The organism is Candidatus Jidaibacter acanthamoeba, from assembly GCF_000815465.1.
In the GTDB taxonomy this organism is placed as follows: domain Bacteria; phylum Pseudomonadota; class Alphaproteobacteria; order Rickettsiales; family Midichloriaceae; genus Jidaibacter; species Jidaibacter acanthamoebae.
Map to the genome: position 1 here is coordinate 1 of NZ_JSWE01000196.1, position 14,218 is coordinate 14,218.

The window sequence follows — 14,218 nt, forward strand, 5'->3', positions numbered from 1 at the left end:
ATTAAGTTGCTTGCCTTACCTTATACCTACCTTCATATTTCATTTCTCGCAACACTGCCCTTTCCATTTTATCCATTCTGATAATGGTACATGTGCTTTAAGCTTTGCTCATTTCATTATCTATATCTGCTTGTAATGCGCTTAAATATTCATTATCAAAGCCTTGTTTTTTAAAAAAGTCATAAGCTTCTTTAGCTGCTCTAATAACTTTTTCCCATAATGGTGAATTAATATAGGCAGAATCTGGTTGTTGTATTCCAATTTCATCTAAAGCCTTATCTAATGTCCTTGCTGCCTTTTCTACCAACTCTGCTTCTTTCTCATTTAATAATGAATACCCAATCAAATTTTTAGCCGGGTACTCATCTAAACACATCTCTTCAATTAATGTACCTTCTGGAAACCTTATGCTATCCCAAAATGCATGGGCATAATTAGGATCTGCCCATATTTTATTTTGGTAATCTTTATCTGATAATTCTTGAATTGCTGCAATTATTCTATTTCTTGCTGCTATGCATTCTAATTGTTCTTTATTCATGGCTTATTCCATTCTTTCCATTTTATCCATTCTGATAACGGTATATGGGCTTCTTCTGTCTTAGATGGTCTCTTAACCTGTGTATCTAATATAGGACTTCCGTTTCTATTAATTACTTGTCCTCCATAAGTAATACGTACGTGATCAACTTTCTGGCTTGGAAATTTTCCTTTAGGATCACCTTTGTCGATTCTAATCACAATTGCACCTTTCTCACTATCCTGTATACGTATCCCAACTCCGCGTTTATTTGGCTTCACATCAGCTAAATCCTTCGGAATCTTATTAAGTGCTTCCGGAGGTAATTCCCAACCAAGTTTATCTAAAGTATTCTTAACTTTCAAGGAATTTAAGTCTTTTACATACGCTTCAGTTTCTGATTTAGAATCTTTAGAGCTTATGTCTTCTTTTTTCTTATTTACACCTTCGTTATTAACTTTTGACTTAAATTTAGGTTGTTCGCTTAAGTCAACTTTATGAACAATATGAGGCTTGCCTATATCTTTGATAATACTTTTTATAGCTGTAGTACCTTGCGTTATGCCTATCCCAAGCATTACTGATGTACTACCCAAAGGCCTTGCTTAAGCCTCCATGCCGCTTTCCTCATACTCTTTGAGCATCCCTTCCTTCCATTCCTCCAAACTTCTCCTCTTCTTTCCTATCTTTCTTATTGCTTGCATCTTCACCTCTCAACTTCGTTACTTCAACAGCAAAGAATACCATCTCATCTTTTCCTTGGATAGATGTCCTTGTTTTAGCGCTTACTCTAATAGTCCTGCCCAACCAAACAATAGGATTCCCTTTAGGCGCACCCACCTCCTCTTATATCTAAAGCAGCATTATCACTTACAGAATATGTACCTTTAAGCTTTGCTCATTTCTTTATCTCTATGTCTTTTTAATAAGTCTATATACTCTTTGTCAAAACCTTGTTTTTTAAAAAAGTCATAAGCTTCAGTTGCTGATTTAACTACTTCTGCCCATAAAGGCGAATTAATATAGGCAGAATCAGGTTGTTCTATACCAATCTGATCTAATGCATTTACTAGTACCTTAGCTACTTTTTCTACCAATTCTGCTTCCTTTTCATTTAATAAAGAGTACCCTATTAAATTTATAGCCGGGTACTCATCTAAACACATCTCTTCAATTAAAGTACCTTCTGGAAACCTTATGCTATCCCAAAATCTATGAGCAGCAGTGGGTGAGCACCATTTTTTATTTTGATATTCTCTATCTGATAAGCTATCCAATGCAGCTATAATCCCTGCCCTCATATCAGGATATTTTAATTTCTCTTTTTTCATGGTTTATTCCATTCTTTCCATTGTAACCATTCTGATAGCGGGATATGAGCCTCGGGAGCTTCTCTAGGTCTAGGAGTTTTATCAGTTTGTAGAATTGGCTTACCATCTCTTCCAATGACTTGTCCATTATAATTAATACGCACATGATCAACCTGCTGGTGTAAATAATCGTTACTAGGATTTCCTTTATCTATTCTAATCACACTAGCTCCTTTCTCGCTATCCTGTATGCGTATACCTACGCCTTCACGATTTGCTTTAACAAATTTTAAATCCCTAGGAATCTTATTTAACGCTTCCTGTGGCAGTTCCCAACCAAGTTTATCTAAAACCTCTTTAACTTTCAAGGAATTTAAGTCTTTTACATGCGCTTCAGTTTCGGGTTTAGAATCTTTAGCGCTTATGTCTTCTTTTTTCTTATTTACACCTTCGTTATTAACTTTTGACTTTGATTTAGGTTGTTCGCTTAAGTCAACTTTATGAACAATATGTGGCTTGCCTATATCTTTGATAATGCTTTTTATAGCTGTAGTACCTTGCGTTATACCTATTCCAAGCATCACTGATGCACTACCCAAAGTCCTTGCTTCTTCTTCGGTTAAGCCAGGAAGGCCTTGCTTAAACCCCCAAGATGCGCTATCAATTAGTTGGTTAATCACTTTATTTATTTCTTCACCAGCTAATTTATCTATTCCACGGTTTATTATCTCTCCTTTTACTACATTAATAGTACCTGCCAACCCAAATAATAATGTCTGGATAGCTGCATTTGCTAATGTTAGACCATGATGTGCTAAAGTAGGATGCTCCTGCTCAAACTTCCTATAGGTCTCAGCTGCAGTATTAATCTTATTAGCTAGCTTTTTCATAGGTTGAGCTTTTATACAATCACTATTACAAGCATATATAGTACCCATATCTAATGGCTCACCAGGTTTTCTAACACCTGTAAGTGTTTCATGTTCTTTTTCTTCTCTTGCTTTCGTTTCTTTTGCTTTGTCGCTCGTACCTAATAATGCTTCTCTTGTTATCTCTGCTTTATTCTCAGGGATAGAGTCCTGCATATCTCTGCTTAATTTTTTTAAAGCAGCTTGCTCTTTTTCACCTAAAGATTTATCATTATCCAGTATATCCTTAATTGCTTTATCAATATTTTTATCGAGCTTTTTATGCGGCATTTTATAAGCTAATGATTCAGGCATGCTATCTAAAATATCATAATAGCTATTCTTAAAGCTTTTAGCCATGTGTTCGCCTAACTTGCTAAAGCTAAACTTGCCATCCTCTGAATATGCATCCTTAAACGCTCCCCAGTTAAATTCGGTATACTGAGCATTTATAGGGTCAATCACCGTCCCGCTTTCATGTTTAAGGTTGTTTATATCTCTGCTATATTCACCATTAAGAGGTGCATCTATTGTACCTCCACCTAAACCGGCTTTAACCTCTTGCTCCTTATCCGTATAACCAAATTGAGCACCATAGCTCGCACCAACAAAGCTATTGCCGCTTCCCGATCCACTACTATATGAAGCACCGAGGAGTGCGCCTTCATCATAGCCGTATATACTTTCAGCTATTACTTCAGCTGCTTTAATATATAATTTACCTTTATCGGTATATGTACCATTCTCATTACGTTCTGCATTAGCTATCACAGCTCCTGCTATTTTCAGAGTTTCATTGATTACTAATTCCAATTTCTCTTTGCCTATTATCCCGGCTATCTCTTCTACCCACTTGGTTTCACTCCTGCCATAATAACCACCACCTCCGGTTAACGCAGTATTTATAGCGGTGATGTCGGAACCGCTTAAACTAAAGCCGGAACTTTTAGACTCAGCCAAACGTTGCACCGAATTAAGCACTAAGCTTTTTGCATTCATTATTATCTTATCAGCTTCCATATAGCCGCCTTCAATATTTACCGGCCCCCCGATATCAAAGATTATCTCATCCTTTATCATGACTTGCAGCATATGATAGTTTTGTACACTTCCTTTATTCTTACTTATCGGAGTAACACTAAGACTAGGGATAATACCTCCTCCAAGCGGTATAATTATCTCCCCTGAACTACCTGATCTGGATTCTTCATAGCTGCTAAATGCTGCAGCTAAATGTACATCTTTTGCTCTTACATACCATTTGTAGCCTATAATCCTAGTGCCTTTAAAATAAATCTTATCTGTTTCATGGGTGGTATTACCAAAACTGGTAAACTCACTTACTACCGGCTCAACTCGTGTTATTTCTAACCTCTCTTTTTTTATCTTTCCATGAATATACATCCCTCCTTGAACCGGCATAGTTATAAACTTAGCCCAATTTACCAGCATATTATATGCCTTGAACACCGCATTGATCGCACCTTCAGGAGTAGCAACATTACTTTGGAAAGTATCTTTAGTGCTATCTATCGCATTTGATAAGCTACTACGGAACCCTAGCTTTAAATGTAGACTTGCACTAAAGTCTTTATTTAATTGGCTAGATCTACGTTCAGCAGGCTCATCTATATGCCCTAACCCTTTAATTAGTGCATCTTGATAGGTAAGAATAGCTCCCTTAGTATGTAAATATCCATTCTTAGAATGTAATTCCAGTTGCTTAGCCGTGATACTGGATTGTATAGGGATGAAATCTACTCTTTCGCGGTATGATTCTTTAATTTCAACTCCCATTTTAAGCCCTATTTCTTCTTTGGTGGCTGAAACTCCAAACCCTACCATTTCTTTGATGGTATGAACAATATTAACTCTTTCATTATCATTAGCTCCAATTTCAATCCCCCCCGGAGCTATAATAACAAATTTACCCGTCTCATGATTAATATGACTCGAAAGCTGAGTATACTTCCCATTGGTTACTATATATGCTGTATTATCTGTCGGGTCATCCTTATCGCCAACTATAACTATTACAGAAGGCTCTTGGTTTACTCGAGAATTCTGAGTAACTTTAGTAGTGGTTTTAATACCTACCATCCCATTACCAAAACCTAAACCGCTTTTTTCAACCGTAGTTTGCTCAAATGACTGAAGTCCTACAGAACCTAATACTACATTAGCTTTTTCAGGATTATTAACTCCCGCCTCCATGTAAAGTTTTTTTGTATAAACCTTAGCTGCATATAGCGCTATATCACCATGAGATATGACATTTAATTCTCTTAGCGGGTTTTTTGATTCACCAATTTGATTACCAATAGCTCTCTCCTGGTATCTGACATGATGGATAGATTCACTACTAAAAAACCCCTCATCTTCTTCATATGACTCACTATAGTCAAAGTCTTTTGCTACTACTAAGTTAATCCCACCTTTTTCACTTAAAAAATTAACTACCGAGTTTCCTTCTATAACCAGTCCTTCATAGTATTGGTTACCTCCTGAAGAGAACCTTATCTCTCCTTCAAAAGTATTTAGTACATTACGAAGGGAAGCAAACTTAACATAACCGTCATCATAGTAACGTTGATATCCGCTTATATCTCTTCCGGGTACTGCAATTATATCACCTCCTACTTGAGCTGTTATTTTACCCTTTAATTTTGCAGCTTGAAGTAAGAAGTCTTGCTTAATTAATAGTGTTACTTCACCTTTTTCAGCACTTAATGCACCATAAGTTAGCCTTTGAGTGTAAGTATACTCATAATGTGTTTGAGTGTGCATCAACGAGGCAATTGCCAAACGATCTACTTCTAAGATTAAAGCTCCATCTCCGCTTTTCTTAAGCTCACCAACTACCGCCATATCTAGAGCCTTTATATGCCCTTGCTCACCAAGTAAACTTCCCGCACTAAATAATGAATTTATTGATACGTCCCAAAAACCGGCCATCATAAATGCCCCTGCTCTTGCAGGCGCATTAAATATCATTTCTTTAGGGAAATATACAGCAGGAGTTAGTACCTTAATGCCTTCAAAATCTTCGTATACTGGCCATATAAATGGTTTTTCTATAAGATGAAATTGGTTTTGCATTGGGGGTATACCTATTTGAAGCTGGAGTTTACTAGCATGCTCTATCCCACTATCGAGTAGTAGTTTTACCTCCGTGCAATGGCGCTCACTTAAGCTTTTATCATACACACCTATACTAATTAAGTATGCCCGTAAGCTGTGATCTAATGCACTGATTTCTCTAAATCCCAGTTTCTCCTCTAAGGCTTTCTTAACCAACTCCACTTGGCAATTAGAATCACAGATAATCTTACCTACCATTTCAGGAGTAAAGCTAAGAGTACGTAAAATATAGGTGATATCAATATTGCAGGATTTTAATGGAGTATATCGCTCATTGTATAGATACTCATAGTAAGCATTATTAGGATCATTGCTATCCCCAAGCTTAGGTACATTTTCTATTATACTATACTTTAATTCAAAAAATTTTTTATTTAATTTTTTAGCCGGCCTTGCTTCTTGTTCATCAATTCTAATTGGTCGTGAGGGATCAGGTGCTATAACTACCTGGAAATTATTTATTAAGCTTAAGCTATCGCTTTTAACTGCGGTTATCACTCCATTAGCTGTATAACCTGCTATTGCCCTTAATTGTGAAACAGCATCATTTGAATAAAATGTAGATCGGATTAGACAACCTGTCTCGATCTTATTAAACTTACCATATATTCCTTCCCTCCCGACAAATGAGGCAGGAATACACCCTCCGTTAGCTGAAGGAGAAGTTTTAACCAATATATTAGGTGCATTATCACCTATATTAATTATTTGACCGGCTTGTATATTGCTTTCTTCAATTATCGCTTCTTTAATATCTAAGTAAAGATTCCCTTTAACATTTATAAAAGAGGGTGTACAACTTTGATCTCTAAACATACGATTTACTGACGCTGAACAAGCAGCCTCTATATGCATACTACTTTCTTTTATCACTGCATTATTTGATACTTCTATACTTGCAAATTGAAGTTTTAAATGTCCTTTCCCTGTACAATGCTCTCTATCTAAATTTTCTAAAATTAAATCATAGGTTCGAATTTTAGAATAACGATTAGGATGGAAAAAAAATTTATAATTTATCTCAGTTAACCCGCCGCAATCTATTTGTGCAGACTCGTATAAAACTACAACTTCGGATGAAAGAAAAACATTACCCAAAGTTTGTAACAAACCTACAACACCTAATTGAATACGATCTCCATATCGAGTAGCAATGAGTCTTATTTCTTTAGATACTTGCCATTTCCCCCACACAATACCAATACCTCCACTTTCAATCTTTATCGATTCAACATTCACTGCATAAAAATCTTCAGCAAAGTATACGCTGCCACATTTAATATCTACATTGCGTATATTTGCTATATTGCTGAAAGGTATAAAGTGTTTAGGAGCATAAATTGTTATAAAATCTGTTATAGAATCTGAATGGGAAAAGGGTGGAAATTTATTATTAAAGTTACCATATAACTCTAAATTTAATCCCTTACATTTTGGAAAAGAAGTAGCATAATAATGCTGCCCGATAAAACCTATAGTACCTTTAACATTACCTAATTTTGTATTATCATCCCAAATGCCAGTGTATTTTCCATTGCTATCTTTCGCTATCCAATAAAAGTTTTCATTTACATTAGTTTTATTTGGTGAATGGTTGAGATATTTTCCAGCAGTGACTGTGAAATTTGTAGCATTAATAGTACCATCAATTATAACCTCCGGGGCTTCAATATCTAAAGCGTTTACAACATTTATAGTACCAATGCTAAATGAAAAGGGTGCTAAAGTGGTAACTTTAGCTTGCTTAGCATTTATAGAGCCATTATAACTGAGGATTGTAAATGCCTCCGGAACTTCAAGTATAATATTTTCAACATTAATACTGCATGTTGAAAAGTCCAGTGGCGGGTTATTGCTTAATTGATTTAAAGAATTTTTAGAAAAAAAGTTTAAATCCTTAAAATTAAGAGTTCCGTGCTGGCAGTGTATTGAGCTTGCATAAAACTCAGCAACTGTGTTATTAGCAGAAACATTACCTTTTAGGTTAATGGCTGTGAGATTCTTATCAAATTGTATTTCCGCTAAGGTTGGGCTATTAGCATCATAATGTTCACTCTTATCATAGTAATTAAAAAAGTCCGCAGCTATTAGAGCAAATTTTACTATCCCACTTAACTTTATATCTTCAATATCAAATCCTGATTTAGAAAAAATATATAGTTGAGCAGGTTTACCGCTTATATTTAATTCGCTTTTAAGTTCGGCTGGTTCGTTATCATTAACGTTAATTATTATAATGTCACTCTTAGTGTTAAAAATATTAAGTCCTTCTTCACCCATGACAAGTTTATCCATAAATATCGGATGTAGATAATTTATACTTGTTTGGTTGTTGCTTAAAGGCGTGGTAAAGTTATTATAAGAGTGTTCAAGATTAACAAGCTCACCGTTTAAATTTATTACATAGTTCTCTCTAGGCAATGAAATATTATATTCTTTAATATAAGGCTCTATAACATCTAAAGATGACCAAGGAGCACTCCAGGTATTATATCCTAGAAACATTCCTTCAGATTCTGCAAAATGATATTCAGCCATGTAATAAATTTGTAAGAATTAATCTTTAATAAATATGTTAGGAAATATGCAAGGTTAGCAAGTTAAGAAAAGAGGCATAAATATTTTACAATTAGTAATAATATATCAATTATACATAAATATTACCTTTATAAGCTTAATTATTATAATTCTTGATAATGCAATTTTTTTAAGATTATAAACTGAATAAATATGGTGTTTTTAAACTTGATGAAATTGTATTAATGTTATTTATAAAATTAGCATAAACTAGCAAGTAACTTATTACTTATAAATAGATGCACAAATAATCAGAATTTAATTCATTACTTATTCTATTTTAAAATCACTGTATTAAATTATTTTCTACCTATATTTTTTTACAAAGCCGTATTACATGAGTTTTAAATATAGAATTATAGATTATTAATTTAATGAAAAAAGTTATAGTACTGTGACTAAGCACCTAAATGAAAAAATAACATCATTAGTAATAAGCCCCGGCTCCGGTGAATTTATCTATTCGCCATTAATAATTTATGATAAAGATAATACTCCATTAAATGCTAACTCAAATTCAACAAAATCAAATATTCTACTAACGATTGAACAACTGAAGCATGACTTTCCAAACTTAAAAAATGTTTCTTTATTAGTAGGTTGGTTTGCCAATAAAGTAGAAGCAAATAATATTAGTATAGTCCCAAAAGTTGAAACTAGCGTACCTGTACAAGGTGAAGATTGGCAAGTAGGTAAATATACTAGAAATACAGCAAAGTTAGTATCTCAAGTCAACGGAAAACCTAGCTGGGGCGGAACCCCAAATGATAAGTCAGTTGTAGAAGTATGTGAATTATTAAAAGCGAATGGTTATAATATTACATTATACCCTATACTCTTTGTTGATCAGCCTAATAAACCTTGGCGAGGATTTATCCATGCTACATCCGATCAGGAAATAGAACATTTTTTTTATGAGTATACAAAATTTATAATGCATTATACTACACTTGAATATGAGAGTAAAAAACTGAAAGATTACATCAGTAGCTTCATAATAGGGTCAAAGTTTAAGGACTTACTAAAGTATAGAAGCTCAAATAACGAATTCTTAGCTGTTGAAAAGCTAATATTACTAGCAAACAAAGTTAAATCAGAGGTAGGAAAAAAGGTAAAATTAACATATGCAGCTAACTGGGACGAATACCACCATACTGATAATGGGTGGCATCATTTAGATTCTTTATGGGCATCTGACAATATAGATTATATAGGAATAAATGCATACTTTCCACTTACTGATAACTTACCGCAAGAGAATATAAGTTATGATATAATAAAGGAAGGGTGGGAAAGCGGAGAGTATTATGATTATATTAAAAACAAGAATGGCAAACAGATACCGATTAAACCGGATTGGGCAATAAAAAATATTGAGTATTGGTGGAAAAACTACCATTACAACCCGGATGTAAAGGTAACTAAATGGCGACCTAAATTGAAGCCTATAATTTTCACTGAAATTGGCTTTCCTTCTATAGACGGGTGTACTAACCAACCTAACTTATACATTGATTTAACAACGAGTAATACTAAATTACCCCCAAATTCAAAAGGACTAGTAGATTATAAAGCTCAGCAAATAGCACTTGAAGCCACTTTAGACTATTGGCAAGATAAAGAGTCAAAACAAGGTAATATAGGACTAATCGGAGATAAAGGAGCCTTCGTTTATAGTATAGATGCAAGATATGATTTTTACAATTGGCCTAAAAATTATGCAGATACGGAAAATTATAAATATGGTCATTGGGTTAAATTAAATAGTACACCTGATTTAAATGCAAGTAGCTTTAATTTTGCCATACCTTCATTAATTATTATTTCTATATGCGTTATAATTATGGCTTATAAAGCCAGATAGTTACTCATGTTTGTTTTAATCATGTTATGTATCATATAATATTGGTTTTATAAGTATTTATAAGTTTGCTTAAGGTAATATTTAAATTATACATATTATAAGTTTTTTATAAGCTCTGATTTGAATATCAGTATCTTTAGTGGGTAATATTTATTTCAAAAATGGTTACAAACTTGAGACGTTAAGATTTTTTAAATAGTTTTACGCTTAGATAAAAAAGCTAATCATTTAATAACTGATTATTTTTGAAAATAGATAGAGAATGTTTTAGAACTATAAAACAATATCTCTTTAATAGCTTTTTAAAGATACCTTAATAATATCTCGCAAAGATACCTTGCCTCTCATACATTACCAGGCCTATATAATATCAATATAACTATACTAACTTAACTAAACTGTTATGTTGACGCTTACCGGTACTTCAGTGATTCAATTATATTTTTCATTTATTTAGCATATTTAGTAAAATATATACTTATTACTTTTTATTAAATAATATTATATTTTTATTAAAAGTGGACTTCCATAGTAAATTTTCAAATATTATAATGCAAATATAACTTATAGTTAAAAACCTTAGTTAATATAAAAATCTTATTATAAAACCTTTTAATGTTTTTCTTATAATATTTTATCTACCAGGCAATTAACTATTAAGTAAGACTGCTCTAGATACCTGCCAGTATTTAAAGCAGTACTTTTTTTAATTCAAATAGGAGAAAAAAATGCGTAATATATTAAATCCCATTTTCACTAATTATTATAATACTACTCAATCTGATAATAAAGAAGAAATTGAGCAGTATTTCAAGAATATAACCAATGAACGGGTAGGAAAATGGTTTGAAGCTTTTTTGAAGTTTACAAATCAAAAAATGATTACAGGTATGGTAATGCAAAACCTATTCCAAGATTTACAAGAAGCCCAAATAATCACTACTCCCTTATCTATTTTAGATGTGGGGTGCGGAGAAGGGGAACTAGCTATGCAAATTTACAAACTTGGTCAACACAATTACACTCTATTTATTATTACGGCATAGATAATGATGCAAGGTTTATTAATACTATTCATAACGCTTTAATCGATTTGCAAGTTCTTCATCGACTTAAGCAAGGTAGTTGTTTTAGCTCTGATATAGATGACTTGCCAAATAGTATGAACATCATCTTAGCTTCAAATGTTGCATACTATGCTCCTAACATCGATAGATTCATGCACACCCTTCTATCAAAAAAGAATTCGGATGGTATTTTAGTCTCTATTCATGAATCCTCTACCTCTATTCCGAATTTTTTAAGAGAAAAATATGGTGCGGGAGTAGATACTAAAACAGCATATAAGATCAAAGCCTGCTTAGATAAAATGCAAGTAAAGTATTGTGAATTTATAATACCATCAAAAATAACTTTATCCGAAAATTATCATAATATGGCATTGCAATTGCTGAAATCTACTCAAAGTATTGTAAGCAATCAGGACATTCCTGTTTTAAATGCTGATCATCAGCAATTTAAAATGCTTCTGGAGTTCGTGGTTCAGGCAAGCTTAGAATCATTAAAACATCAAGGCTCACTAAATAATTATATTAACGACATACTTAATATAGCTAAAAAGAATAAAGGCTCTATACCGATTAAATCTTCTGTGGTTTTAGTTGTTCCGGAAGATGTACATAACAAAATTTATAGCATCGTAGACAAAAAAGGATTCTCTAAATCTGATGATATAAGTTATTCTCATTTTATGCTATAATCGTTTATTAAAGGCAGGAGAGTTTTCCTGCCTTTATACCTGTATCGATAATTTTATCTATATAATTAGCATCTATAGTTTCCGAGCAATAAAAATTTTCATACACATTATTTACAATATCTAATATGGTTTTATGATCGTAATTAACTTTATGAGTTTTTAAGGCTTTATCAACCTGTAATATTGCTTGTTTGAAAAGTTTATTTTTTAGTTTCAAAGTTTGCTCATTTGAAGAAATAGGTAGTATTTCTTTTAAAGATGATAAATGCTGGCTTACTATTAAGTTTTCAATTTTGGATTTAGTAATGAAAGAAAATACCCCTCTCACCTTTCTTTTATCTGAAGTAAAGTTAGGTATGTAATGTATTTCTAAATACATGAATTCCTGTTCTTTACATTGCCATAAATAGTTAAAAGTAACTTCTTCTCCTAAAATGCTTTATTTAAAAATGGTTTACATATCGTATATCCTTGTTCCCCTACTAATTCTCTGAGGTTTTTTCCAACTATGTCTTTACAAGGTATATTAAAAATATTTTCATATGTTTTGCTTAAGAATAAAAGTTTATGACCCTTATCAATATATGAGAAAAACATAGGGGAGTCTAAATTTAGAAGTTTTAAATAACTGTTATCAAAACATTCCAGCGAATAATCTTGGCAAAAATCATATTTTCTATCCCCACTTATTAAAGTTGAATCCATTTCATTAGTAGTTAAAAGCCATTCATTACATATTACTATGCCTATATCCTTAAACATCTTATATTGTTGTTTAATAGCAAGCTGATTAGTATCAATACTTTTAGGTAGTTTGTTTGATTGCTCAGTATTCTTTTTAATGTATTTCTGACTTATACGGATTAGAGATTTTATATACTGTAATTTTTCATTAGTACTTAAAGAGTATTTTTTTACTTCACCTTTTATTAGATCATTAGCTCTAAAACTATAGTAGTTATATTCATTTATTATTAAATGATCTAGCAAAGTTATATCAAATACTTCTAAGGATTTAAATAGTTTTGAGGTTACTTTTATATCTTCTCTTGATGGCAGTAGAATGCCGCTAGGGTGGTTATGTGCAACAATCAATCCTTTTGCTCTATATATAAGTGCTTTTCTTACTATATCTTTAGGATTTACCCTGACCGATTCCAGATTACCATCGGATATAAATTCTTCTTGAATTACTTTATATTTTTGATCTAAATATAATACTGCAAAAACTTCCTTGTTGTTTCCTTCAAAAACTAGCCTACAATATTCTGATACTATCTTAGTATTATTTAATACTGATATTTTATCTAACTTTTCCTTTTTGCTTCTTCTAATGCCTTCTTTTATGTATTTAAGTAGCAGTGCTGATGCATCATTAAGATTTGCATATTCTTTAATGCAAGCTTGCTCAGTTTTAATTATATTTGATAAGCTACCATATTTGTTAATCAGCTTTCTTGCTTTATTAGATGCTTCTTCACCTTCTGATTGTAGTAACAAATTTTTAATAAACTGGTAATCTTCAAGAGAGCTTATTTTGTCCTCTTTAAGATGATTAGTGCCCATTCTTTATACTCAAACAAACTTAAAAGGTTATATTATTTTTTATGTGATATTACTTATTTTTCATTATTATCAAAGTTATATATGGATTAATAAATAATTATTGATGTCCAAAATATTGTTTATATTAAACATTTATAAAAATGTTTAGCAACCACAATACTTAATAACTATGCTAGTTATTATAACTTTCAGCTTCTAGTAACAGCACTGCACTACTACAGCAGTAGATAATTATCTAAACTCAATTATAAAAGTTTACTATATAACACCATGAGCATAGTAAATGGATAAGCTTAAAAGTAGTGACAAAAGATTACATTTTCTTAGAAAACTAATAAACCGGTACCGTCAACTTATGTTTGAAACGGAAGAAGAAGTTATTACAGAAGAAATTGCTTGTTTTCATAGAACTGATGATATGTCCCCTGCAAGTCTGGGTTTAAGTTTAAAGGAAGCAAAATTAATAACATCCGAAGCCCAAAAAAGCATGATTGGTCATCAAATCAAACGGTATATTGCTGCTGAAAAAATTTGTAGTTGTTGTAATAAAAAGCTTAGTTTAAAAGGTTATCA

Annotated in this window: 10 protein-coding genes and 1 pseudogene; 4 read left to right on the plus strand and 7 right to left on the minus strand. The window is 32.4% G+C overall.

The annotated features are described in order from the left end of the window. Window positions 1-97: 97 nt before the first annotated feature. The 5 genes from NF27_RS09205 to NF27_RS09225 are packed head-to-tail and all read right to left on the minus strand — an operon-like array spanning window position 98 to window position 8,417. On the minus strand, window positions 98-541 hold the full coding sequence (locus NF27_RS09205) for an SCO4402 family protein (RefSeq protein WP_039458699.1): 444 nt from the start codon (window positions 539-541) through the stop codon (window positions 98-100). Beyond that, complete coding sequence (locus NF27_RS11930) at window positions 538-1,116, minus strand: hypothetical protein (protein WP_152606896.1); 579 nt, start codon at window positions 1,114-1,116, stop codon at window positions 538-540. The genes NF27_RS09205 and NF27_RS11930 overlap by 4 nt, the downstream gene beginning before the upstream one ends. 31 nt (window positions 1,117-1,147) lie before the next feature. Next, a complete protein-coding gene (locus NF27_RS09215; RefSeq protein WP_039458701.1) occupies window positions 1,148-1,360 on the minus strand; it encodes a hypothetical protein in 213 nt (70 codons plus the stop codon). Window positions 1,361-1,407: 47 nt separating this feature from the next. Next, window positions 1,408-1,851: an SCO4402 family protein gene (locus NF27_RS09220; protein ID WP_039458703.1), complete on the minus strand. Its 444-nt coding sequence runs from the start codon at window positions 1,849-1,851 to the stop codon at window positions 1,408-1,410. Next, the gene (locus tag NF27_RS09225) at window positions 1,848-8,417 is read right to left on the minus strand and encodes a hypothetical protein (protein ID WP_039458705.1); all 6,570 of its coding nucleotides are present in this window, start codon (window positions 8,415-8,417) and stop codon (window positions 1,848-1,850) included. Before NF27_RS09225 ends, NF27_RS09220 begins: the two co-directional genes overlap by 4 nt. A 433-nt stretch (window positions 8,418-8,850) precedes the next feature. Here NF27_RS09225 and NF27_RS09230 point away from each other — a divergent pair, with 433 nt between their 5' ends. The 3 genes from NF27_RS09230 (at window position 8,851) to NF27_RS09240 (ending at window position 12,079) form a co-directional block, all read left to right on the plus strand. Further along, the gene (locus NF27_RS09230) at window positions 8,851-10,320 is read left to right on the plus strand and encodes a baseplate megatron protein TIM-barrel domain-containing protein (protein WP_039458706.1); all 1,470 of its coding nucleotides are present in this window, start codon (window positions 8,851-8,853) and stop codon (window positions 10,318-10,320) included. 728 nt (window positions 10,321-11,048) lie between these two features. Further along, on the plus strand, window positions 11,049-11,366 hold the full coding sequence (locus NF27_RS09235; RefSeq protein ID WP_039458708.1) for a hypothetical protein: 318 nt from the start codon (window positions 11,049-11,051) through the stop codon (window positions 11,364-11,366). A 47-nt stretch (window positions 11,367-11,413) separates the two neighbouring features. Further along, complete coding sequence (locus tag NF27_RS09240; RefSeq protein ID WP_152606897.1) at window positions 11,414-12,079, plus strand: hypothetical protein; 666 nt, start codon at window positions 11,414-11,416, stop codon at window positions 12,077-12,079. Between the two features lie 7 nt (window positions 12,080-12,086). Here NF27_RS09240 and NF27_RS09245 read toward each other — a convergent pair whose 3' ends face one another. Both NF27_RS09245 and NF27_RS09250 read right to left on the minus strand, forming a co-directional pair. Next, window positions 12,087-12,458, minus strand: a complete 372-nt coding sequence (locus tag NF27_RS09245) for a hypothetical protein (protein WP_039458714.1) — start codon at window positions 12,456-12,458, stop codon at window positions 12,087-12,089. A gap of 50 nt (window positions 12,459-12,508) precedes the next feature. Then, complete coding sequence (locus NF27_RS09250) at window positions 12,509-13,645, minus strand: JAB domain-containing protein (protein ID WP_039458717.1); 1,137 nt, start codon at window positions 13,643-13,645, stop codon at window positions 12,509-12,511. 355 nt (window positions 13,646-14,000) lie between these two features. Here NF27_RS09250 and NF27_RS09255 point away from each other — a divergent pair. Next, a pseudogene (locus NF27_RS09255) lies at window positions 14,001-14,218 on the plus strand (ISKra4-like element ISCot1 family transposase); the annotation flags it as partial.

Coding starts and splice junctions, on each gene's coding strand:
- NF27_RS09205 (WP_039458699.1), bottom strand. CDS start 541: ATGAATAAAGAACAATTAGAATGCATAGCAGCAAGAAATAGAATAATT.
- NF27_RS09220 (WP_039458703.1), bottom strand. CDS start 1,851: ATGAAAAAAGAGAAATTAAAATATCCTGATATGAGGGCAGGGATTATA.
- NF27_RS09225 (WP_039458705.1), bottom strand. CDS start 8,417: ATGGCTGAATATCATTTTGCAGAATCTGAAGGAATGTTTCTAGGATAT.
- NF27_RS09235 (WP_039458708.1), top strand. CDS start 11,049: ATGCGTAATATATTAAATCCCATTTTCACTAATTATTATAATACTACT.
- NF27_RS09245 (WP_039458714.1), bottom strand. CDS start 12,458: ATGTATTTAGAAATACATTACATACCTAACTTTACTTCAGATAAAAGA.
- NF27_RS09250 (WP_039458717.1), bottom strand. CDS start 13,645: ATGGGCACTAATCATCTTAAAGAGGACAAAATAAGCTCTCTTGAAGAT.